At 35.3% G+C, this 24814-nt stretch carries 15 protein-coding genes; 7 read left to right on the forward strand and 8 right to left on the reverse strand.

The annotated features are described in order from the left end of the window. Window positions 1-124: 124 nt before the first annotated feature. Together GJU43_RS16485 and GJU43_RS16490 are read left to right on the forward strand one after the other, a co-directional pair. A complete protein-coding gene (locus tag GJU43_RS16485; protein ID WP_154342025.1) occupies window positions 125-1549 on the forward strand; it encodes a HAMP domain-containing sensor histidine kinase in 1425 nt (474 codons plus the stop codon). Continuing rightward, window positions 1539-1946, forward strand: a complete 408-nt coding sequence (locus GJU43_RS16490; protein WP_154342027.1) for a response regulator — start codon at window positions 1539-1541, stop codon at window positions 1944-1946. The genes GJU43_RS16485 and GJU43_RS16490 overlap by 11 nt, the downstream gene beginning before the upstream one ends. A gap of 1 nt (window position 1947) precedes the next feature. On the opposite strand, the gene GJU43_RS16495 is transcribed toward GJU43_RS16490, so the two are convergent. The 3 genes from GJU43_RS16495 to GJU43_RS16505 all read right to left on the reverse strand — a co-directional run bounded on the left by GJU43_RS16495 (window position 1948) and on the right by GJU43_RS16505 (window position 8506). Then, complete coding sequence (locus GJU43_RS16495; protein WP_154342029.1) at window positions 1948-3093, reverse strand: peptidoglycan endopeptidase; 1146 nt, start codon at window positions 3091-3093, stop codon at window positions 1948-1950. Between the two features lie 246 nt (window positions 3094-3339). Next, entirely contained in the window at window positions 3340-5604 is a 2265-nt protein-coding gene (locus tag GJU43_RS16500; RefSeq protein WP_154342031.1) for an aconitate hydratase, read from the reverse strand. A gap of 130 nt (window positions 5605-5734) precedes the next feature. Continuing rightward, window positions 5735-8506 carry a bifunctional aconitate hydratase 2/2-methylisocitrate dehydratase gene (locus GJU43_RS16505; protein ID WP_154342033.1) on the reverse strand — a complete coding sequence of 924 codons (2772 nt, stop codon included), beginning with the start codon at window positions 8504-8506 and terminating at the stop codon, window positions 5735-5737. A gap of 444 nt (window positions 8507-8950) precedes the next feature. Here GJU43_RS16505 and GJU43_RS16510 point away from each other — a divergent pair, with 444 nt between their 5' ends. Both GJU43_RS16510 and xrtN read left to right on the forward strand, forming a co-directional pair. Continuing rightward, on the forward strand, window positions 8951-11449 hold the full coding sequence (locus tag GJU43_RS16510; protein WP_154342035.1) for an XrtN system VIT domain-containing protein: 2499 nt from the start codon (window positions 8951-8953) through the stop codon (window positions 11447-11449). After that, complete coding sequence (gene xrtN, locus GJU43_RS16515) at window positions 11449-12690, forward strand: exosortase N (RefSeq protein ID WP_154342037.1); 1242 nt, start codon at window positions 11449-11451, stop codon at window positions 12688-12690. The genes GJU43_RS16510 and xrtN overlap by 1 nt, the downstream gene beginning before the upstream one ends. A 55-nt stretch (window positions 12691-12745) precedes the next feature. Here xrtN and GJU43_RS16520 read toward each other — a convergent pair whose 3' ends face one another. Together GJU43_RS16520 and GJU43_RS16525 are read right to left on the reverse strand one after the other, a co-directional pair. Continuing rightward, complete coding sequence (locus GJU43_RS16520) at window positions 12746-13699, reverse strand: MoxR family ATPase (RefSeq protein ID WP_154342039.1); 954 nt, start codon at window positions 13697-13699, stop codon at window positions 12746-12748. Window positions 13700-13775: 76 nt separating this feature from the next. Then, the gene (locus tag GJU43_RS16525; protein WP_154342041.1) at window positions 13776-15209 is read right to left on the reverse strand and encodes a peptidylprolyl isomerase; all 1434 of its coding nucleotides are present in this window, start codon (window positions 15207-15209) and stop codon (window positions 13776-13778) included. 197 nt (window positions 15210-15406) lie between these two features. Between GJU43_RS16525 and GJU43_RS16530 the strand changes: the two genes are divergently transcribed. From GJU43_RS16530 to GJU43_RS16540, 3 genes are all read left to right on the forward strand, one after another. Beyond that, window positions 15407-15610 (forward strand): hypothetical protein, encoded by a 204-nt coding sequence (locus GJU43_RS16530; protein ID WP_154342043.1) that lies wholly within the window; start codon window positions 15407-15409, stop codon window positions 15608-15610. Window positions 15611-15742: 132 nt separating this feature from the next. Then, a complete protein-coding gene (locus tag GJU43_RS16535) occupies window positions 15743-17182 on the forward strand; it encodes an alpha-amylase (protein WP_154342045.1) in 1440 nt (479 codons plus the stop codon). A 156-nt stretch (window positions 17183-17338) separates the two neighbouring features. After that, window positions 17339-18928 (forward strand): peptide chain release factor 3, encoded by a 1590-nt coding sequence (locus GJU43_RS16540; protein WP_154342047.1) that lies wholly within the window; start codon window positions 17339-17341, stop codon window positions 18926-18928. A gap of 86 nt (window positions 18929-19014) precedes the next feature. On the opposite strand, the gene GJU43_RS16545 is transcribed toward GJU43_RS16540, so the two are convergent. From GJU43_RS16545 to rpoC, 3 genes are all read right to left on the reverse strand, one after another. After that, window positions 19015-19752: a hypothetical protein gene (locus GJU43_RS16545; RefSeq protein WP_154342048.1), complete on the reverse strand. Its 738-nt coding sequence runs from the start codon at window positions 19750-19752 to the stop codon at window positions 19015-19017. A 364-nt stretch (window positions 19753-20116) separates the two neighbouring features. Then, window positions 20117-20428 carry a DUF3467 domain-containing protein gene (locus GJU43_RS16550; RefSeq protein WP_127340286.1) on the reverse strand — a complete coding sequence of 104 codons (312 nt, stop codon included), beginning with the start codon at window positions 20426-20428 and terminating at the stop codon, window positions 20117-20119. Window positions 20429-20438: 10 nt separating this feature from the next. Then, window positions 20439-24749: a DNA-directed RNA polymerase subunit beta' gene (gene rpoC / locus GJU43_RS16555; RefSeq protein ID WP_154342050.1), complete on the reverse strand. Its 4311-nt coding sequence runs from the start codon at window positions 24747-24749 to the stop codon at window positions 20439-20441. Window positions 24750-24814: the final 65 nt, after the last annotated feature.

The raw sequence follows: 24814 nt of genomic DNA on the forward strand, positions 1-24814 counted from the left end.
TCACTTTTATGCAGTAAAAAACCAGTGCCCCCAAAAGCTGATTTTTACTTAAAAACCCGTTACATTACAAGCAGGAAGGCAGTCATCAGACAGACAAGCATTATTAACCTACAAATCTAAAATTATGTCTAAGAGTCCGTTTTTTAGAAGCATGCGTTTCCCAAATGTTTTCATCCTCCTGCTAATTGTATTTATTTCCTGTGCACTGCTAATTTGTATTAACTTCTTTACCATCAAAATATTATCTGCCAACAGGGCGTATGTAAATGGGGAATCGCATTACTCAAAAGGACAAAAAGATGCTTCAAGACATCTTATTACTTACCTCTACACACAAGAACCGGAACAATGGAAATTGTATAATGAAGAGCTAAAAGTCCCTCAGGGAGATGGTATTGCCCGACAAACACTTCTGAAAGCAGGAGATAATGCGGTTGCCCGGAGAGGTTTTTTAACAGGCCGAAATCATCAGGATGATATTAACGATCTGGTTTGGCTATTTGTACATTTTAAAAAGGTCCCTTTTTTAGCAAAAGCCATCCATGAATGGGAACAAGCTGACAAATTAATTAATAAATTATTTATCACGGGAACACAAATCAATGCAAAAATCAAACGTAATATTTTAACTACTTACGATCAGCAAAAATACTTAAAACAAATAAGTGACATAAGTGATCAACTCACCATCAACGAACGCAACTTCTCCAGCACACTTGGAGAAGGAACAAGGAAAATAAAAACGCTTTTAATCATTACGAATATCTTTTTTATTCTGATTATCATCTGTAGTGTAAGCTGGTACTATTCGATAATGGTAAAAAGACTCGTTACCTCTAAAAAAGAAATCGAAGTGAAAAATGAAAACCTGCTATTGGCCAATCATGAGCTGGATCGCTTTGTTTACAGTGCATCGCATGATTTGAGATCTCCCATAACTTCATTACAGGGACTTATTGAGATTACACAATTGGAAGACAATATTGATCAGATTAGAAACTATTTAACCCTCATGCAACAAAGCCTTGTCAGGCAGGATCAGTTTATTAGCGATATTATTGATTATTCAAAAAATAAACGCAAACAAATAATCATTGAAACGGTAAGTCTTCGGGAATTATTTGATGAGGCAATTTCCCAGTTAATACACATTGAAAATGCCAGTCGAATCGAAATTAAAAAAGAAATATTGGTAGACTGCATTCAAAGCGATAATTTACGCTTAAAAATTATCATTTCAAATTTACTTTCAAACGCAATAAAATATGCCGACAGTAGTAAAAAAGTAATGTTTATCTCTATTAAAACCTATTTTTCAGATGGTTTTAATAAAATCGAAATAGCAGATAACGGAATTGGAATTAAAGAGGAATTCAAAGAACATATTTTTGAAATGTACTTTGGAACCAACAAAAATAAAGGCTCAGGATTAGGTCTTTATATTGTAAAAGAAGCCGTTGAAAACATAAGAGGCAATATTTATGTGTCTTCGGAAAATAGTGTTGGAAGTAAATTTATTGTAACGATACCAAACTTGTATGGAACGTAAACCCGTGTTTTTATTAATCGAAGATAATCTTATTGATCAGCTTGTTATTAAGCAATTGTTAAAGAAGATGCTTGATGTGACGGAAACAGAAGTAAACATTACGAATAATGGCGTAGAGGCCCTGCAATGGCTTTCTACTCATCAGGATCTGAAACAATTGATTATTTTATTAGATATTCAGATGCCTGTTATGAATGGTTTTGATTTTTTGAATGCGTACGATAAATTAAATGATGAATTGAAAAAAGTAATTCAAATTTATGTACTTTCCTCTACTTTGGATCAGGATGAGATAAAAAAAATAAATGAAAATAACTATGTGAGAGGATTTTTAAACAAACCATTACCTATTGAAGAATTTAAAAAAACGATTTATATAAACACAATCATTTATTAGATTATTGCAGGACGCGATTTACCTGTGAAAAATTCCTTCCGTAATACGCTTCTTTAGTGGAAGAAATCATAACTCCGCCGTGAGTTGAAGAATGAACAAATTTGATTTCTCCATCAGCTACTTCCACCACCATACCAACATGATTAATGTGACGTCTGCCGTTCGTTTTAAAGAAAATCAAATCTCCTTTTTGTGCTTCGTTGGCACTAACTTTCATTCCAATTCGCGATTGTTCAATAGAACTTCTCGGGAGCCTGATATCAAAATTATTAAAGGTACAGATCATTAATCCCGAACAATCAAAACCAGCTTTAGTAGTTCCACCTGACCGGTATCTTGTTCCTATATTTCCGGTTGCACTTTCAATCAGCCGGTCAATTAAATCAGAACTGTTTTCTACCCTAATCACTGTAGATGAATCTCGTGAAACTGTTGAATTTTCGGCGACTTGTTCCGGGGTTAATGTTGGGTCTTTTATTTCGAAGGTTTCTTTTAAAGCCTCTGAGGCATCTGCTTTTTCTTTAGAAGTACGTATTGTAAGCACATAACCAACCTTTAATTTTTTCTTTATAGCGGGATTCTGTTTTTCTAATTCTGCCACTGATATCCCAAATTCCTTTGCAATGGCATACTTGGTTTCCTTAGGCTTTACTTCTCTTGATACTTCAACCTCCTCTGGTTTAGGCGCGTTTTCAACAGGTTTTCCCTGGTCTGCAATTACATTCGATGGAATAGCAATCTGCTGCCCTATTTTTAATCCCTCTGATTCTAAAAGTGGATTGGCCTTTTTCAGGTCTTCAACTGAAACATTATATTTTTTTGAAATTCCCCAGAGCGTTTCTTTAGCTAATACTTCATGAGAACCAGGAATACTAACCGGAGCAGGAGTTGTATTGGCTACAGTTTCAGTAGATTTTTTGTTGAATGTAGTTTTATTATTGGTATTCGGGATTAATAAAACCGAATTTAGTTTTAAAATTTTAGGCGCATTGGGGTTTGCTTCCACAATATCTTTCGTCTTCACTCCGTATTTTTTAGCAAGTACGCTTAAATTATCTCCTTTTGAGATCGTATGCCTGATGTATTTATCCTGGGAAAAAACACTCAAACTAAAAAACAGTAATAGTACAGTAAATCTAAAAATCATTATTTGGGGCTTTTTTATTCTAAGTTTTGTGTTTCAGTTAGGTTAAAACACAACTCTTTTCACTCATAAAGCGAATTTAACTTTTTAAAGTAAAAAAGCCAATTTTTTAACAGTCAATTTTCTCTTAATTAACAATTTCGCAATGTAAATCCATTTTTTTTAATTCAAATTCAAATAAAAATATTTTTACAAATGAAAAACGCTCTGTTTTCACAGAGCGTTTTTGATATAACTGAATCTTAAAGATTATGCTTTACCGGCAGCAATTAAATTTAATGCTGAACCTGCAACGAACCAGCCAATCTGACCTGCGTTGTAAGTATGGTTGGCCAGAATGATATCTTTAGTACCATCTGCATGAACGAATTCTAATGACAATGGTTTTCCCGGAGCGAACTCGGTTAAATCAGTAAAGTTGATTGTATCGTCCTCCTGAATTTTATCATAATCGGCTTCGTTAGCAAAAGTCAATCCTAAGAGACCTTGTTTTTTAAGGTTTGTTTCATGAATACGGGCAAAAGATTTTACCAATACTGCTTTCACACCTAAGAAACGTGGCTCCATTGCCGCATGTTCACGAGATGAACCTTCACCGTAGTTATGATCTCCCACAACAATTGATGGAACTCCGGCCGCTTTGTATGCACGGGCTACAGCAGGAACTGCATCGTACGCTCCCGTTAATTGATTCTTAACCGAATTTGTTTTTTGGTTGAATGCATTTACAGCACCAATAAGCATATTATTCGAAATATTATCTAAGTGTCCACGGAAACGTAACCATGGTCCGGCCATAGAAATATGATCGGTCGTACATTTTCCGAATGCTTTGATTAGCAATTTAGCACCTGTTATATTTTTACCATCCCAGGCATCAAAGGGAGCTAATAATTGTAGACGCTCAGAGGTTGGACTTACCACCACCTGAACTCCGGAACCGTCTTCAGCCGGAACCTGAAAGCCCGGATCTTTAACATCAAATCCTCTTGGAGGCAATTCGTCTCCTGTTGGAGCTTCAAGTCTTACTTCTTCTCCATCTTCGTTGATTAAAGTATCTGTCAATGGGTTAAAACCTAAATCACCGGCAATAGCCATAGCGGTAACCAATTCCGGAGAACCTACGAAAGCTAAAGTGTTTGGGTTACCATCTGCACGTTTTGAGAAGTTACGGTTGAAAGAGTGAACGATGGTGTTTCTTTCTTCTTTCTCTGCTCCTTCTCTGTCCCACATACCAATACAGGGTCCGCAGGCATTAGCAAAAACAGTAGCCCCAATTTTTTCGAAAGTATCAATAAATCCATCTCTTTCAATGGTATAACGAACAACTTCAGAACCCGGAGTAATGGTAAACTGAGATTTGGTTTTTAAGTTTTTAGCACTTACCTGTCTGGCCAAGGAAGCTGCACGGGAGATATCTTCATAAGAAGAGTTGGTACAAGAGCCAATTAAACCCACCTGAATTTGTAATGGCCAGTTGTTTTTGATTGCTTCTTCTTTCATTTTAGAAATTGGAGTCGCTAAATCCGGCGTAAAAGGTCCGTTTAAGTGCGGCTCTAATTCTGTTAAGTTGATTTCGATAACCTGATCAAAATATTGTTCAGGGTTAGCGTATACTTCCGGATCTCCGGTTAAGTAAGACGCTACTTTGTCTGCAGCATCAGCAACATCAGCCCTGTTTGTAGAACGCAGGTAGCGACTCATAGAATCATCATAACCGAAAGTTGAAGTTGTCGCTCCAATCTCAGCCCCCATGTTACAAATAGTACCTTTTCCTGTACAGGACATAGAAGTTGCCCCTTCACCAAAATATTCAACGATTGCACCAGTACCACCTTTTACAGTAAGAATACCCGCCACTTTAAGGATCACATCTTTAGGAGCAGTCCAGCCTGACAATTTACCAGTTAGTTTTACTCCGATTAATTTCGGAAATTTAAGTTCCCAGGCCATACCGGACATAACGTCTACGGCATCAGCGCCACCAACACCAATAGCTACCATTCCTAAACCACCTGCATTTACAGTATGAGAATCGGTACCAATCATCATTCCTCCCGGGAAAGCATAATTTTCAAGTACTACCTGGTGAATAATTCCTGCTCCTGGCTTCCAGAAACCAATTCCGTATTTATTGGAAACTGACGATAAGAAATCGAAAACTTCATTACTTTGTGTTTTTGCTCTGGCCAGATCGGTTGCAGCATCTACTTTTGCCTGAATCAGGTGATCACAGTGAACTGTAGTAGGAACTGCTACTTTAGCTTTACCAGCATGCATAAATTGTAATAGTGCCATTTGTGCCGTCGCATCCTGGCACGCCACACGGTCCGGTGCAAAATCGACATAATCAACACCTCTTCCAAACGCCTGGGTCGGATTTCCATCCCAAAGGTGATTGTATAAAATTTTCTCCGTTAAAGTAAGTGGACGACCAACGATCTCGCGTGCTTTATCAACACGACCTGGCATGTTCTCATACACTTTTTTAATCATTTCAATATCAAAAGCCATAAGTATAATTGTTTTTGTTTTTTTTATTTTGAACATGACAAGTTACAAATAATTGAGGAGCTATAAAAGAAAAAACCCGAGTTTATCACCCGGGTTTTTTATATATAATGATTATAACTAATCGAATGTATTACATCACTAATTGCTTGCTGGAAGGTGCAAACTTAGTCAGACTAATACCTTCTACTGCAGCTATATACTCATCCATTGTTGGAGTTCTTCCAAGAATTGTAGACAACACTACTACTGGCGTAGAAGAAAGCAATGATTCTCCTTTTTTACCTTCAGTATCTTCCACAACTCTTCCCTGGAAAAGACGAGTAGAAGTTGCCATTACGGTATCTCCTTTTGCCGCTTTTTCCTGATTTCCCATACATAAGTTACATCCCGGACGCTCTAAATACAGCATGTTTTCATATTCTGTACGTGCCGCACCTTTTGGAGCATTATCGTCAAATTCGAAACCGGAGTATTTCTGCAAAACTTCCCAGTCTCCTTCAGCTTTAAGTTCATCTACGATATTATAAGTTGGTGGCGCTACGACAAGCGGTGCTTTAAATTCAACCTTACCATGTATATCTTCTATATTTTTAAGCATTTGAGCAAGTATTTTCATATCTCCTTTGTGAACCATACAAGAACCGATAAATCCAAGATCTACTGTTTTGACTCCTCCATAAAAAGATAAAGGTCTGATGGTATCGTGTGTATATCGTTTAGAAACATCTACGTTATTAACGTCCGGATCAGCAATCATTGGCTCTACAATCTGATCAAGATCAATCACAACTTCAGCATAATATTTCGCATTTGCGTCTGGTGTAAGTGCCGGTTTCTCCGCTGATTTAATCTCCGCAATTCTCTTATCTGCCTTATTAATCAATCCCTGAAGAACTTGTTTATGATTGTCCATTCCTTTGTCGATCATGATCTGGATTCTCCCTTTTGCAATCTCTAATGATTCAATCAAAGTATCATCTTCAGAAATACAGATAGACGCTTTTGCTTTCATTTCTGCAGTCCAGTCTGTAAACGTAAAGGCCTGATCAGCAGTAAGAGTTCCAAGATGAACTTCAATAATTCTTCCCTGAAATACGTTTTCCCCGCCAAACTTCTTAAGCATCTGGGATTGTGTTGCATGAACTATATCACGGAAATCCATATACCCTTTCATCTCTCCAACAAATGTCACTTTCACTGATTCCGGAATTGGCATTGAAGCCTCTCCTGTAGCAAGTGCAAGTGCAACTGTTCCTGAGTCAGCACCAAAAGCAACACCTTTTGACATTCTTGTATGAGAGTCACCACCAATAATGATAGCCCACTCATCTATTGTAATATCGTTTAGAACTTTGTGAATTACATCTGTCATTGAATGATAAATAGCCTTCGGGTCACGAGCCGTGATTAAACCGAAATCATTCATAAATTTCATCAGTTTTGGAATGTTTGCCTGTGCTTTTTTATCCCATACAGAAGCGGTATGACAACCAGACTGATAGGCTCCGTCAACAATTGGCGAAATTACGGTAGCCGCCATAGATTCTAATTCCTGAGCCGTCATAAGACCAGTTGTATCTTGGGAACCCACAATATTAACTTCGACACGAACATCCGAACCTGCATGCAATACTTTACCCGGAGTTATACCAACAGCGTTTCTGTTGAAGATTTTTTCTACTGCCGTAAGACCTTGTCCTTCAATAGAAATCTCTTTTGACGGCGCAAATACAAGAGGAGCTTCAATATCTAAAATTTTCGCTGCTAATGTCTGAAGCTTTTTACCAAATACAATCGCATAGGATCCACCAGCTTTTATAAATTCCATTTTCTGAGGCGTGAATGCCTTAGAAATATCAATTAATTCTTTGTCTCCGTTATAAAGTTTTTTCGTTTTTGTGTTTATTGTCAGTACAGTACCTGTAGCAACAGAGTAAGCTTCTTCTAAAATAGGCTCATTATTGTCATTACGAATAATATTACCATCTGCATCCAGCTTTTTAACCCAGTTTTTAAGGTCTAAACCAATACCACCTGTAACGTCAACAGTCGTTAGGAAAATCGGCGAAATACCGTTTGTTCCTGCAACGATCGGCGCAATATTAATAAACGGAACATATGGACTAGCTTGTTTACCGGTCCAAAGCGCCACATTGTTTACACCCGACATTCTGGATGAACCAACACCCATTGTACCTTTCTCTGCAATTAACATCACACTTGCATCAGGATATTGTGCCTGAAGCATCTTGATTTCGTCTTGTGCCTGAGGAGTAATCATGCATTTACCATGAAGTTCACGGTCAGCTCTTGAGTGAGCCTGATTACCCGGAGACAACAAGTCAGTCGAGATATCACCCTCACCGGCGATATAAGTTACCACTTTAATTTCTTCAACTACTTCCGGCAATGAAGTAAAAAACTCTGCCTTCGCATAACTTTCAAGAATTTCTCTCGCGATTACATTATCATTTTTAAAAGCTTCTTTTAGACGGTCTGTATCCGCCTCATAAAGATAAACCTGTGTTTTAAGAACATTTGCAGCTTCTTTAGCAATAGCAACATCATCACCCAATGCTAAATCCAGCAATACTTCAATAGAAGGTCCGCCTTTCATGTGCGATAATAACTCAAAAGCAAAAGCAGGTGTGATTTCTTTTACTGAAAATTCACCAAGAATGATTTGTTTTAAAAATTTAGCTTTCAGACCTGCAGCACTAGTCGTTCCTGGTACAACATTATTAATAAAGAATTTAAGAGAATCCTCTCTGTACTCATTATTTACATCTTTAATTTGTTCAATGATATCGCTTAATAATTCAGCACCATCAATTGGTTTAGGATGAAGTCCCTGGTCTTTACGATCTGCAATCTCCTTAATGTAATCCTGATAAATATTCATATTAAAAGTCTTTTGTAGGTATTTTTATTTTTTTGTTCGCAAATTTAGTTATTAAAGCCGAGAATTAAAAAAAATATAATAGAAGCAGGCTTTTCAAAAATTATTATTGTTAAAAAACGATTTTCACTGCCTGTTTTTGCCGAAATATCAATTTTATATTAAAAAAATGAATTTTTAATATTTTAAAATCTTTTCTTTAACAAAGTCGGAATTTGATGTTATAAATCAAGTAGGATTTTAACTCGTATTTCTCTAAGAATCTTTCTAAATAAGTAATTATAACGTTATAGTTACGCTGCAATCCTACTTTTCCATCTACATTTTAAAAAAAATCAATTACTCATCTTAAACTTTTCTGCGGTCCAAAAAAAATCAAATAAAAAAATTGTAATTCAAATTATTTTTTAACTTTGTATTTCAAAGTACTTTTTAAAAAATATAACTATGAGATACAAATTAGATATTTTAGAATATTATACTCAAAAACCGGGAGTAGTAATTAGTTTAATCGTAACGCTGTTTAGCAGCCTTTTCCTTATTGGTGCTCTTCTCTGTAAAGAGTATCGTTTGCACAATTTTGAATCCATTGCTTTACTGAGCCTGATATTCGAATTTGTATATGGAGTTGGACTTTCTTTTTTCATCCTTAGAAAAAAACAAACCTATATTCACTTAGTTCCTTTTTTAATACTAAACTGGCTTATTGGGTGCTTCTGCCTAAATACATTTATTCCTGTTTTTGAGAATCTCCCTCTATGGGTTTACTTAGCCACTCTGGCTTTTTGTCTTTCTAATTTTTTTATTTACAGAAATTCAGACGAAAACAAAAATACTTTTATTGCCTTTTTTATAAATGGCTTATCCTTTTCAATCATTTTATACTTCGCGATATATCTTATTCCCATTACACCATTCTCTTTTATGGGAATTTTAGCCTTAGGATTAGGCTTCTATGGCTTAGTACCAGCAATTGTTCTCTGTATTCACGCATTTACAATTGTTCGATACCTAAATAGAGATAAAAATTATGCTGTTTCTTTTAGCGGAGGTTTTTTGGTGGTATTAATCAGCATGATTGTCTTTACTGTAAGATTAAATATTGAAAGCAGAAAAATAACCCAATTGAATACCATAAATTCATTTGATCAAAATAATGAGCTGCCTTACTACATCTCGATTTCTCAGAATTTAAAGCCTAATTTTTTCAACGAAATTCTATTAAAAAAAGATATTGTATATATTCCACTTCATGATATATTTTCGTTTAGAACCTTCGATTCCTTTGGCAGCAAACAATTTAATGAGCGTAAAATACATAATCCATTTATATCTATTGCTTATTTGTTTTGCCAGGACCTTACTCTGGATAACGATGATAAAATAAACATTCTAAAATCAAACTTTGACAAACGATTAGAAACTGAGGAGCAATTATGGAGCGGTGATGATTTATTTACCAAAAGCATTAAGGAAGATGTCAAAATTTATCCCCAAGTACGTTTGGCTTACACTGAAATTACGATGAATATTGGCTGCGAAAAAGATACCTGGATAGATAAGGAGGCTATTTATTCTTTTCAATTGCCGGAAGGCTCTGTTGCAACATCCTTATCATTATGGATAAACGGAATCGAAAGAAAGGGAGTTTTGACTACGAAAGAAAAAGCGAAAACGGCATACAAGCAAATTGTTGGTGTAGAATACCGTGATCCATCCTTAATGCAATGGAAAGAAGGAAATAAAGTTGTTGTCAGGGTTTTTCCGATTAATTATAAAACGCCACGCACCTTTAAATGTGGTTTTACAACTCCTCTAAAAGTCGAAGACAACCAAATGAAATACCAGAGTCTTTCTATAAAAGGCCCGAATATTTCCAATGCCGAAACGATATCAAGAATCCAGACCGTAGGAAATTCAAAAATAGAAACCAGCAAAGATTTTGAACTTCACAAGGATTACTACCTAAATCAATCGAAAGGATTAGACGATTGGCAGGCTAATATGCCTTTAACTAAAAAACTAGAGTCAAATTCGTTTATATGGAAAGATAAAGTTTACGAAGTCAAAGACATCCAGAAAACAGCAATCGCTTTTATACCTTCAGAAATTATATTAGACCTGAATAGTAGCTGGACGACCAAACAAATAGAATCTTTTGTAAACTTGAATAAAAAGAATTTGTTTGTTATTATAAATGGAGAAAAGAAAGAAATCAACAAAGACAATTTTAAAGCTATCAAATTAGAATTTGAGGATTTACATTATTCTTTGTTACCTCTTTATAACATTTCAAAGAATAGTTTAATCATTACAAAATGCGGTACGTTTTCGGCCAATTTTGAAGAACTTGAAAACTCTGATTATTTAAAGAAAATAAAAAACCGAACAAAAGGCAGAAATTTAAAAGTAATTAATATCTCATCGGATATCAATCCCTTCTGGCAGACTGTGAAGGAACAAAAATATGTAGATTATTTTCAGACCAGTTTAAAAAACTGTTTACAGCTCATTAATAAAAATCAATTTATTTTATTTAAAACAGAAGCAAATACGGTCAATATAGAGCCTGCAAATATCGCGATTCACGAAAGTCAGCAAACCAGCATTACTAAAAGCAATGGTCCAAATCATATTTACAGAATGTACGCTTTTGGAAAAGTATTAGACGAACAAGTCAAAATTCAGAATGATTCACTGGTTCAAAACCAATATGTAGATCTGGCAAAAGAAGCCAATATTGTAACACCAATATCTTCTTTAATAGTTCTTGAAACTGACGAGGATTATAAAAATAACGGAATTGAGAAAAACGTTGATACACTAGGAAATGCCTCTGTAAACAATGATGGTGCAGTTCCTGAACCACACGAATGGTTGTTGATTATTCTGGGATCAACAATCCTTTTCTTCTATTACAGGAAACATAAAAAGCAAACTGTTTAATGAAACTTATATTTCAATACAAAAACGCGATTGCGATACTTATCCTGATTTGCTTATTGGTCCTAAACACCAATATAGTATTATCTGGTCTTGACAGCAATCTTTTCGGAGTTGTATTTTCAATCGTATTGTTTCTTATAGGGGGCAGAAAAACTTCATTTAATATGAACTACACTCTTTTAGCATTCATTTTTGTATTAGAATTTATAAGCTTTCGTTTGCATATAAAATCTTTACATTTTTTAGCGCTGTCCCTGTTTACATGCTTCTTGTATTATAGCCTTACACAAAAATTCTCGTACATTGCCTTTATCTGCATTCTATTATTTTCATCGCTTTTTAATACCTTTTTTGATTATTTAACGGTAGAAATTAAGCAAACACTTTGCTATGGAGTTTATTTAACCTTAAAAAACTTCCTGCCGATTACTAAAATAGAAGGTGTCAATTTTTATATCAATAATGCAAAGATTACCATCGATACGGCATGTATGGGATTGTCTATGTTTAAAAGCGGATTACTTGCCGGAGCTTTTTTACTGACTTTAGAAGAACGCAAACAACAAAAACTTTTTAGTGTCAAACAAATATTTCTGTTTTGCTGTCTTATCATTGGCCTAAATGTGATTTCAAATTATTTCAGGATTGTAACACTAATTCTATTAGAGTGTACTCAGGAGAATACGCTTCATCACAGCATTGGTTTACTCTGTTTTATGTTCTATCAAATTATTCCAATGTTGTTTTTTATCCGTTTCTTTAAACCTAAAAATCAAGAGGCTATAAAAACAAATTCCGCTTGTTTTATTTTCCTTCCTATTATCTCAGCAATCATAATTGTATTGTCCACTAGTTTAGAAATAAAAAAAGAATTGAAACATGATTTACTCGAAAAGCTAAATCCAACTTACAATATCAAGAAGGGAGTCTGGATTAGTAAGGAAGTTTTTAAAATTGCCACTCCGGAAAAGCTTATTTATATTAAAACTCCGTCGCACAATCCTTTGATTTGCTGGACAGGAACTGGCTATAAAATCATCGAATCGAAAATAATTTCTTCAAACAATGAAAAAATATGGCAGGTAAGAATGGAGAAAAATAACATTGAGTATTTCTCCTATTGGTGGTACGAATGTGATGATAAAAAATACATTTCGCTTGTAGAAATACTTCTAATCAAACTTTTTCACAACAAATCTGTCCGACTTGTAAATCAGACTAGTACAACAAAATTGCTGTAAAAAAAGCCTGATCACAATGTGATCAGGCTTTTTCTATTGATAGTTTACTTATTATTTACATTAGCTTCTGAATAATAATCTCTTCCGTTATTCCTTCCGCATCTGCTTTATAATTTTTAATAATTCTATGACGTAAAATTCCGGTTGCAACTGCTTTTACATCTTCAATATCCGGCGAAAATTTTCCATTGAAGGCTGCATGTGCTTTTGCTGCTAAAATCAGGTTTTGTGATGCTCTTGGTCCTGCTCCCCAATCTAAATAATTTTTCACAAAATCATTGGATAGAGCATTATCGGGACGCGTTTTACTTACCAGAGTTACCGCATATTCAATGACATTATCCGCTACAGGAATTCTGCGGATCAAATGTTGAAAATCTATAATTTCCTGTCCGGAGAACAAGGGATTAATATTCGTTTTAACATCAGATGTCGTACGTTTTACCACCTGTACTTCTTCTTCAAAACTTGGATATTCTAATTTTATGGCAAACATAAAACGGTCCAGTTGCGCTTCAGGCAACGGGTATGTACCTTCCTGCTCAATAGGATTCTGAGTAGCCAGTACAAAATAAGGCAAGTCTAATTTATGGTTTTCACCTGCAATGGTTACCGAACGTTCCTGCATGGCCTCCAGTAAAGCGGCCTGCGTTTTAGGCGGTGTTCTGTTGATCTCATCAGCCAGAATGATATTAGAGAAAATTGGTCCTTTTATAAATTTAAACTTTCTGTTTTCGTCGAGAATTTCACTTCCCAAAATATCAGAAGGCATTAAATCCGGTGTAAACTGAATTCTTTTAAAATCTAACCCTAAAGCCTGTGACAAGGTATTAATTAATAATGTTTTTGCTAATCCCGGTACACCAATTAAAAGTGCATGTCCGCCGGAAAAAATACAGATCAGAATCTGATCAATAACTTCATCCTGGCCTACAATAATTTTCGCTATTTCTGTTTTTAATTCATTTCTTTTCTGAACTAAATTGTGAATTGCTGTTACATCAGACATTTAAGTATGTTTTAAAATTAAAAAGAGTTAGTTTTATGAATTCATAAAACTAACTCTTTTCTTTATTTAATAAAAATTATTTTTTCAACCAGTTATTAGCAAACGAACAATCTCTGTATTCACCAATAATCTTGATATAAGTATCTTTTATTTTTGCATCAAACCATTTGGCAATTGCATTGATTTGTTTTTCTTTTAATGCTAATTCTTTAATCTTGGTATAATCTTTAGCGTAGTCGGCCACATGCTCATCAATTCTGTTTGTAACCGTAATTAATTTGTATGTTTTTTTACCTTTATCATCTGTATTTAAAAGAGGCTGGGAAACTTCATCATCTTTCAGGTTAGAAACCTGGCTGTATAAAGTAGGATCCATTTTAGTCAATTCAAAACGAGTGTCCTGTGTATTAGGATTTACCAAAGTTCCTCCATTTGCTCTTGTTTCTTTTTCATCAGATTCAGTTCTGGCAGCATCAGCGAAAGAAACTTCCTTGCTTACAATTTTACTTCTGATATTGATAATTCTTTCTTTTGCTTCTTTCAAAGCATCTTCAGAAACAGTTGGCGAAATTAAAATATGTCGTAACTCTACTTCCTGACCTTTAATCTTATCTATCATTATAATATGATACCCAAAAATAGTTTCAAATGGTTCAGAAACCTCCCCTTCCTGCAGACTGAAAGCGACATCTTTAAATTCTTTTACAAAAGGCGTTTTTCTGGTCATTTTATAGTAACCTCCATTTGGTGCAGAAGCAGGGTCCTGGGAATACAAAACGGCTTTAGTGGCAAAACTTGAACCTTCTAAAACATCTTTTCTAATTGCATTTAATCTGTCAATTACCTTCTGTTTGTCTTCTTTGGACACTTTAGGCTCAATAACAATTTGTGCGACTTCCATCTCAGCTCCAAAAGTTGGCAATTCATCCTTTGGTATTTTCTTAAAAAAATTACGAACTTCTTCTGGTGTAATCTCCACATCTTTAACAATCTTATCTCTCATTTCTGAGGCTAATTTTTGTTCCTTTAAGATATCTGAAAAATAAGTTTTAAATTCTTCGACCGAATTTTTCTTATAATAAGCTACCACTTTATTAATATCTCCTACTTGTTGAAGCATATAATTCAAACGATCTTCCATCATACTTCTTACTTCGGCATCACTCACTATAATACTATCCTGAATCGCCTGATGTGCATATAGTTTGTCTTCCAGAAGCTTACCAAGCATCTGACATCTTGTAATATCTTTTACAGAACCTCCCTGAGCTGTAATTTCTAAAAATCCTTTATCAATATCGGAATCTAAAACAATATAGTCTCCAACAGTAGCAATAATTCCATCCACTTTTTGTCTTTGTCCTGAATGTAATGCTTCAGCCGGTTTTTCAGCCACAACATCTTTAATTACTTCCTGTGCAGAAATGACAGAGTTGAAAAAAAGTAAAAAACACATTGTTAGCCCTAATCTGTAATCAATTGTTTTTAGCTGTAATTTTTTTAATAACATTATTTTAATTTTAATTTTAATGTAAAGGTCTTGCTTTAAAATTTCATTTTTTCAACCAAATAGTAATTCAGCATACCGCCTGAATTTTCAGGAAATACCAAATAATTAAGACCTGGCTTCTTTTGACTTATAACGAACAAAAATAACAATTCAATTACATAATACAACTATCAGCTATACTATTAACAAAAAATTATATGATAGCTCTTAAATCCAGCAAACAAAGTGTTGTTTCTCAAGATAAAAACCTTGAAAATGGTGCTGAAAAATCAAAAATTATAAACAATTATTATATTTTAAGTTATTATCCGCAGACAAAAGCCAAACTACTTCTTTTACAGCGCTATAAAAAAAAGTTTTCAACACTACAACGTTTTCGTAGTATAAATATTTTCCTATAAATAAGATCTGTTTAAAAAAAACATACTTTAGATGCGTAATCAATAATTTATTAGCTTTAAAATTACGAATTTATGTGATTTAAAACCAATAAACAGCGATTGCAACTTTATTAACTTAAACCAAATCCTATTATGAAAAAACCAACCAAGATTTATTCCTTTTTGGCAATTGCAGCTTTTTTTTGTTCCTGTTCCCAAAATGAAATAAATGAAACTGACACAAAATCTGAAAGTCAGCAATTTAAAATTATCAATGTTACCCATCACGATGGAAAACCATTTAGTACCGGAGATTCAAAAACATCTCTTACCGGAAAATATGTAGATAATCCCGGGGGTGGAGTGATGATGCAGGCCTTTTACTGGGATGTTCCTGCGGGCGGAACCTGGTGGAATACCGTAAGCGCGAAAGTAGCCGCCTGGGGTAATGCGGGAATTGGATCTATCTGGCTACCTCCTGCTTCTAAAGCACAAAATGGGGCTTTCTCAATGGGATATGACCCAACAGATTACTTTGATTTTGGTGATTACAACCAAAATGGTTCTACAGAAACCCGTTTCGGATCTAAAACTGAATTGGTAAGTTTAATTACAAATGCACATGCCGAAAACCTGAAGGTATATGCAGATATTGTAATTAATCATAATAGCGGAGGGCAATCAGAAGCCAATCCGTTTACAGGGACGAATACCTGGACAAATTTTAACGGCATTGCTTCCGGAAAATTCAAGCGTTCTTATAATGACTTTTATAAAAACAGCTACGGAAATAATGACGAAGGCGCTTTTGGAGGATTCCCAGATTTATGTCATGCTAATCCTTATGTTCAGGACTGGTTATGGCTAAGAGCCGACGGAGTTGGTAAATACTACAAAAACACCATGAAATTTGATGGCTGGAGATTTGATTATGTGAAAGGTTTCGGTCCATGGGTCGTAAACTCCTGGAATGCGAATGTAGGCGGATTTTCTGTCGGAGAATATTGGGATGCCAATGTAAACACATTGGAATGGTGGGCGAACAATGCCAACAGTTCTGTGTTTGATTTTGCTTGTTATTATAAGATGAATGATGCTTTTGACGGAAATAATCTGGCGTTATTAAACGACGACATGATGTGGAAAAGAAATCCATACAAAGCGGTTACTTTTGTCAGCAACCACGATACGGACGAGATTTCAAATAAATTATTAGCGTATTCTTATATACTAACGCATGAGGGATACCCGACAATATTCTACAGAGATTATGAAGAATGGCTGGATAAAAACAAATTAAACAACCTAATCTGGATCCACAACAACAAGGCAACAGGTACAACTTCTATTTTGTACTCTGATAATGATGAATATGTGGCCCGAAGAAATGGCTATAATGGAAATCCCGGATTGGTGGTTTACATCAACAACTCTACTACATGGCAGGAAAGATGGATTCAAACGAATTGGGCGAATACCCAGATCAAGGATTTTACAGGAAATTCGACCTGGTATCCCACTACACAGGCCGATAAATGGGTAAAAATACAATGTCCTCCAAAAGGATATTCAGTTTGGTCAATTAATCAGTAATTTTAAAAATGACTATTCTAAAGGCTGTTCTAAAAAAACAGCCTTTTTTTGTGCTAAAAATTTTCTTTTTCTAAAAGAAAGACTTCCAAATTAAGAAGTGAATATTTTTATTACCACTTAATTAATAGTACTTTTGCATCCTATTTATACGAAAATATGAGTTTTTTAAAAGAAATACAACGCAGAAGAACATTTGGAATTATATCGCATCCTGATGCCGGTAAAACAACATTAACAGAAAAATTATTGTTGTTTGGAGGGGCTATTCAGGAAGCCGGTGCCGTAAAAAACAACAAAATAAAAAAGGGAGCAACGAGTGATTTTATGGAAATCGAACGCCAGAGAGGTATCTCGGTTTCAACCTCGGTTCTTGCTTTTAATTATAAAGACAAAAAAATCAACATCCTTGATACTCCGGGGCACAAGGATTTTGCTGAAGATACTTTTAGAACCTTAACTGCCGTTGACAGTGTAATTGTTGTGATTGACGTTGCAAAAGGGGTTGAGGAACAAACTGAAAAATTAGTAGCAGTTTGTAGAATGAGAAACATTCCGATGATTGTTTTCATCAATAAATTAGACCGTGAAGGTAAAGATGCTTTTGACTTGATGGATGAAGTGGAACAAAAACTCGGACTGACGGTTACTCCTTTGAGTTTTCCGATCGGAATGGGGTATGATTTTCAGGGAATTTACAATTTATGGGAGCAAAACATTAATCTTTTTAGTGGTGACAGCCGTAAAAACATCGAGGAAACTATCGCTTTTTCAGATGTTCAAAGTCCTGAATTAGAAAAAATAATCGGTCAGAAACCTGCTGACAAACTTCGTGAAGAATTAGAATTAATTGACGAAGTGTATCCAAAATTTGATCGCCAGGATTATTTAGATGGAAAAATCCAGCCTGTGTTTTTTGGTTCTGCTTTGAATAATTTTGGAGTTCGTGAGCTTTTAGATTGTTTCGTTGCGATTGCCCCTTCACCCAGAGCTAAAGATTCCGAAACACGATTAGTAGATCCGACAGAAGAAAAAATGACTGGTTTCGTGTTTAAAATCCATGCGAATATGGATCCAAAACACAGAGACCGTTTAGCTTTTATAAAAATTGTTTCCGGAACTTTCGAAAGAAACAAACCATATTACCACGTTCGCCAGAAGAAAAATCTGAAATTCTCAAGCCCGAATGCTTTCTTCGCGGAGAAAAAAGAAATCGTAGACATTTCCTATCCCGGTGATATTGTAGGTTTACACGATACCGGTAACTTCAAAATTGGAGATACTTTAACCGAAGGGGAAATCATGAGTTTCAAAGGGATTCCTAGTTTCTCTCCGGAACATTTCAGATACATCAACAATGCTGATCCTATGAAGGCCAAGCAACTGGACAAAGGGGTAGATCAATTGATGGATGAAGGTGTTGCGCAGTTATTTACGCTGGAAATGAACAATCGTAAAGTAATCGGAACTGTTGGAGCACTTCAGTATGAGGTAATTCAGTATCGTTTAGAGCACGAATATGGTGCAAAATGTACGTATGAAAATTTCCCGGTTCATAAGGCATGCTGGGTAAAACCTGATGATGCAAAGAATGATGAATTTAAAGAATTCAAACGTATCAAACAAAAGTTCTTAGCGCATGATAAATACAATCAACTGGTCTTTTTAGCCGATTCGGATTTTACCATTCAAATGACGCAAAATAAATATCCAAGTGTAAAATTATTTTTTACTTCTGAATTTGATTAATACCTTCCCTAAGAAGAAAAATATAAAAAGGCTGTTTAAAATAGTTTAAACAGCCTTTTTTATTTAATTTTAATGCTTCCTTCTGTTTATTTATCCGTATAATTAATTCCTAATCCGCCGGCAATATAAATTTTAGTAAATTCTTCTGCTGCAATAATTATATTTTGCTGTAGTATACTTCCTTTAACTGCTTTTTTACTGAAAGGAATTTCCTTTGAAAGATAATAATCGTTTCCTGTAATAGTAACGATAAACGTTTTGCTGCTTTCTAAAACCTGAGCCAAAATAGAAAACTCCCCTGTTTCAGGATTTATTTTTACTGCCTTTTCTGCACCATTTATAGTAAGTTCCAAATTCGCATAGGCAGCTCTATTTAATGGTTTATTGGTTTTGGCTTCTAACAACCTACCTTTTATCGTGATTAAAACCTCTTTTGGAGTAACGTGATTATAAGCCACTTTCCCCAGCTTATAGGTATTCGGTTTTGCACAGACTGTCTCCGTTTTAACCGGCGTTTTTTCTTGTGCAGCCATATTTGACGCTATCAAAACAGATGCTGCCACGGCTGCGTATTTAAAATTATTGATTCTGGAGGTTTCATTATACTGAAACTCTTCTTCTAACTGCGTTACTTTTAATCGGGCACAAATGTTTTTATCTTTCGTTTCCGCAATGAATTTAGCAACTTCTGAATTTGTTTTCCTACTCAGATCGATTACATTTTTCATACAGGAATCACAAAATGAACCACTTGAATTAGGAATCATTGTATCAAAATTTTCAGAACAAGGGCTTGCTATTTCTAAGGTGAATTTCTTTTTCATGCTATACTTTATTTAAGTTAAATTCCTTCAGGAAAGGTTCTTACTTATATAGAGTACATTTTTTTCAAAAAGGTTGGGAAGAAAATAAAAATATTTCAGATTCAATCTTAATCGACTCATTTTTAAGTATAAAAAAAAGCGCTAATGTAAATAATTAGCGCTTTTTTTAATCTGAATTAATCAACCTTTACTAAGTCATTATATTCCAAAACTAAATCTTTCGATTAGGAAGCGCCAAATTAGCACAATACGAACGACGAAAGAAATTTAGTCGACGAAAGTAAATAAAATCAGGCAAACTGCACTTTAATCTATATTTCAGTTTTTCACATAAAAAAAGCCCCGTTTCCGGGGCTCTTAAAATTTATGCTTGTCCTGTTGGACCAAAATTAAGTGGTATTGGCGCTTGTTCAGTGTCTTTGATCTCGCCGTGGGCTACTTCAAAACGATGAATGTTTTCACCTATTGCCTTAAATAATCTTTTAGCATGTTGTGGTGTCAGGACAATTCTTGACTTTACCTTGGCTTTAGGAATACCCGGCATAATGCTCACAAAATCTAAAACAAACTCTGATGAGGAGTGATTTATAATTGCAAGATTAGAATAAATTCCTTCTGCAATAGTTTCATCTAACTCAATATTAATCTGCTCTTGTTGTTGTTTCGGATTACTCATAGTTTCCTAATTAATAGATATATTCTTCTTTATTAGCCATCATTTCATTGTAATCGTCTTTAGATCCTACGATAGTGTTATCGTATTCTCTCATACCAGTTCCCGCAGGAATTCTGTGTCCAACAATTACATTTTCTTTTAATCCTTCTAAATCATCTACTTTACCAGCTACAGCAGCCTCGTTAAGTACTTTTGTTGTTTCCTGGAAGGAAGCAGCAGAGATGAATGATTTAGTTTGTAGCGAAGCTCTTGTAATACCTTGCAGCACTGGTGTTGCTGTTGCAGTAATTACGTCTCTGGCTACAACCAGATTTTTATCATTTCGTTTCAGCAATGAGTTTTCATCACGTAAATCACGAGGTGTAATAATCTGACCTGGTTTAAGTACAGCAGAATCTCCAGCGTCTTCAACTACTTTCATACCATATAATTTATCATTTTGAACGATAAAGTCTTTAGTGTGAATTAATTGATCTTCTAAGAATAATGTGTCTCCCGGATCCTGAACTCTTACTTTACGCATCATCTGACGAATAACTACCTCAAAGTGCTTGTCATTGATTTTTACCCCTTGTAAACGGTATACCTCCTGAATTTCATTTACCAGGTACTGTTGAACAGCAGCTGGTCCCTGAATTCTTAGAATATCATCTGGTGTAATTGCACCGTCAGACAATGGCACTCCTGCTCTTACGAAGTCATTTTCCTGTACTAAGATCTGGCTTGAAAGTTTAACTAAATACTTTTTAATCTCACCAAATTTAGATTCGATAACAATTTCACGGTTACCTCTTTTGATTTTTCCAAAAGAAACAACACCGTCAATTTCAGAAACAACCGCCGGGTTTGAAGGGTTACGAGCCTCAAGCAACTCTGTAATTCTTGGCAGACCTCCCGTGATATCTCCTGCTTTAGAAGAACGACGTGGAATTTTCACCAATACTTTACCTGCTTTAATTTTCTCACCGTTCTCGACCATAAGGTGGGCTCCTACTGGTAAGTTATACGAACGTATCAATTCACCTTCTTTACCGTAAACTAATAAAGTTGGAATTAATTTTTTATTTCTCGCTTCAGAAATTACTTTTTCCTGGAATCCTGTCTGCTCATCGATCTCCACCATGAACGATTGTCCTTGCTCTAAATCCTCGTAAGCAATCTTACCAGTAAATTCAGAAACAATTACACCATTATATGGATCCCATTTACAGATCACAGTTCCTTTAGTAACTACTTCACCGTCCTTAACGAAAATACTGGATCCGTAAGGAATGTTATGTGTATTTAAAACGATTCCGGTTTTCTCGTCAACTAATTTTAATTCAGTTGAACGTGATACTACGATATCAGTCGCATTACCTTCGCTGTCTTCACCTTTAACCGTTTTTAAATCTTCAATCTCAAGTCTACCGTTGAATCTTGTAACAATACTAGACTCTTCAGAAATACCTCCTGCAACCCCTCCAACGTGGAACGTACGAAGTGTTAACTGTGTACCTGGCTCTCCAATAGACTGCGCTGCAATAACTCCTACTGCTTCACCTCTTTGTGTCATTTTTCCGGTAGCTAAGTTTCTACCGTAACATTTAGCGCAAATACCTTTTAAAGCTTCACATGTTAATGGAGATCTAACTTCTACTCTTTCAATTGGAGAAGCCTCAATAGCTCTCATAATTGCTTCCGTAATTTGTTGACCTGACTGAGCCATTACTTCATTCGTAAGAGGATTTATAACATCCTGCAATGCAACACGTCCTAAAATTCTTTCTCCTAAAGATTCAACAATTTCCTCATTTTTCTTCAAAGCAGATACTTCAACACCTCTTAAAGTTCCACAATCTTCAATGTTAACAATAACATCTTGTGAAACGTCGTGAAGCCTTCTTGTCAAGTATCCGGCATCGGCAGTTTTAAGAGCCGTATCCGCAAGACCTTTACGAGCACCGTGAGTAGAAATGAAGTACTCAAGGATCGAAAGTCCTTCCTTAAAGTTAGAAAGAATCGGGTTTTCAATAATCTCACCACCACCAGCAGTAGATTTTTTAGGCTTAGCCATCAAACCACGCATACCGGTTAACTGACGAATCTGTTCCTTAGAACCCCTCGCCCCAGAGTCAAGCATCATATATACAGAGTTGAAACCTTGCTGGTCTTCTCTAATATTTTTCATTGCTAACTCTGTCAATTGAGCATTTGCTGAAGTCCATACGTCAATAACCTGGTTGTAACGCTCGTTATTCGTAATAAGACCCATGTTATAATTTACAGAAATACCTTCAACTTGTTCTCTGGCATCTGCAATTAATTTAGTTTTTTGTTCCGGAATTCTAATATCACCAAGAGAGAATGATAAACCTCCTCTAAAGGCGAATTTATAACCCATATCTTTCATGTTATCAAGGAAAGCCGCAGTAGTAGGTACATCAGTCACACTTAAAATGTGTCCGATAATATCTCTAAGGTTTTTCTTAGTCAATACATCATTGATATATCCGGCTGCTTCAGGTACTACTTCGTTAAATAATACACGTCCTGCAGTTGTCTGAATAATTTTGTACACCAATTCTCCAGCTTCATTAAAATCTTTTGCTCTGATTTTCACACGGGCATTCAATTCTAATCTTCCTTCGTTTAATGCAATATTTACCTCTTCAGCAGAGTAGAAAATTAAGTCCTGACCTAATATTACATGCTCTGGTGTAGAAATACGCTCTTTGGTCATGTAATACAGACCCAAGACCATATCCTGAGATGGTACAGTAATCGGCGCTCCATTTGCAGGGTTAAGAATATTGTGGGAAGCCAACATTAATAATTGTGCTTCTAAAATAGCCTCTGGTCCTAATGGCAAGTGAACTGCCATCTGATCCCCATCAAAATCGGCGTTGAAAGCCGTACATACTAATGGGTGCAACTGGATTGCTTTTCCTTCAATTAATTTTGGCTGGAAAGCCTGAATACCAAGTCTGTGCAACGTAGGAGCACGGTTAAGTAATACCGGGTGACCTTTAATTACATTTTCAAGAATATCCCAAACTACCGGCTCTTTTTTGTCTATGATTTTCTTAGCCGATTTTACTGTCTTAACAATACCTCTTTCAATCAATTTACGGATTACGAAAGGTTTGTATAATTCAGATGCCATATCTTTTGGTAATCCGCATTCGAATAATTTTAATTCAGGACCAACAACAATTACCGAACGGGCAGAATAATCCACACGTTTTCCAAGTAAGTTTTGACGGAAACGTCCCTGCTTACCTTTTAGGGAATCAGATAATGATTTTAATGGTCTGTTAGATTCTGTTTTAACAGCAGAAGCTTTACGAGTGTTATCAAATAATGAATCTACAGATTCCTGTAACATACGTTTTTCGTTTCTCAAGATCACTTCAGGAGCTTTGATCTCCATTAATCTTTTCAAACGGTTGTTACGGATGATTACACGACGGTATAAGTCATTTAAATCTGAAGTTGCAAAACGACCTCCATCAAGTGGCACAAGCGGACGTAATTCCGGTGGAATAACAGGAACCACTTTCATGATCATCCAATCAGGACGATTTTCGCGGTTTAAGTTAGACTCACGGAAAGACTCAACAACCTGTAATCTTTTTAAAGCTTCCGTTTTACGTTGTTTAGATGTTTCGTTATTAGCGCTGTGTCTTAGTTGGTAAGACAACTCATCTAAGTCAATACGTGCCAATAAATCCATAATACATTCTGCTCCCATTTTGGCAACAAATTTATTTGGATCAAAATCATCTAAATATTGATTTTCCTGTGGAAGCGTATCTAAAATATTCAAATATTCTTCTTCAGTTAAGAAATCTAATCTTTGTAATGACTCTCCATCAGCATTTTTAGCGATACCAGCCTGAATTACTACATATCTTTCGTAGTAAATGATCATATCTAATTTCTTAGACGGAAGACCAAGGATATAACCAATTTTGTTTGGAAGAGAACGGAAATACCAGATATGAGCAATTGGCACAACAAGGTTGATGTGTCCTACTCTGTCACGACGTACTTTTTTCTCTGTAACTTCAACACCGCAACGGTCACAGATGATCCCTTTGTAACGAATTCTTTTATATTTACCACAAGCACATTCAAAATCCTTAACAGGTCCGAAGATTCTTTCGCAGAAAAGTCCGTCTCTTTCAGGTTTGTGTGTTCTGTAGTTGATTGTTTCTGGCTTTAAAACCTCTCCTCTTGACTCTTTCAAGATAGATTCAGGTGAAGCTAATCCAATAGAGATTTTGTTAAATCTTTTTACCGGATTCTTATCTTTATTATTATTTCTATTATTCATCATAGTTTTTACTATTGATTTATTTGCAATTAAAAATTGATTCTTTTTGAAGCTATATGCACTAGGCT

The sequence above is a fragment of the Flavobacterium sp. LC2016-23 genome (assembly GCF_009674775.1).
Classification (GTDB): Bacteria; Bacteroidota; Bacteroidia; order Flavobacteriales; family Flavobacteriaceae; genus Flavobacterium.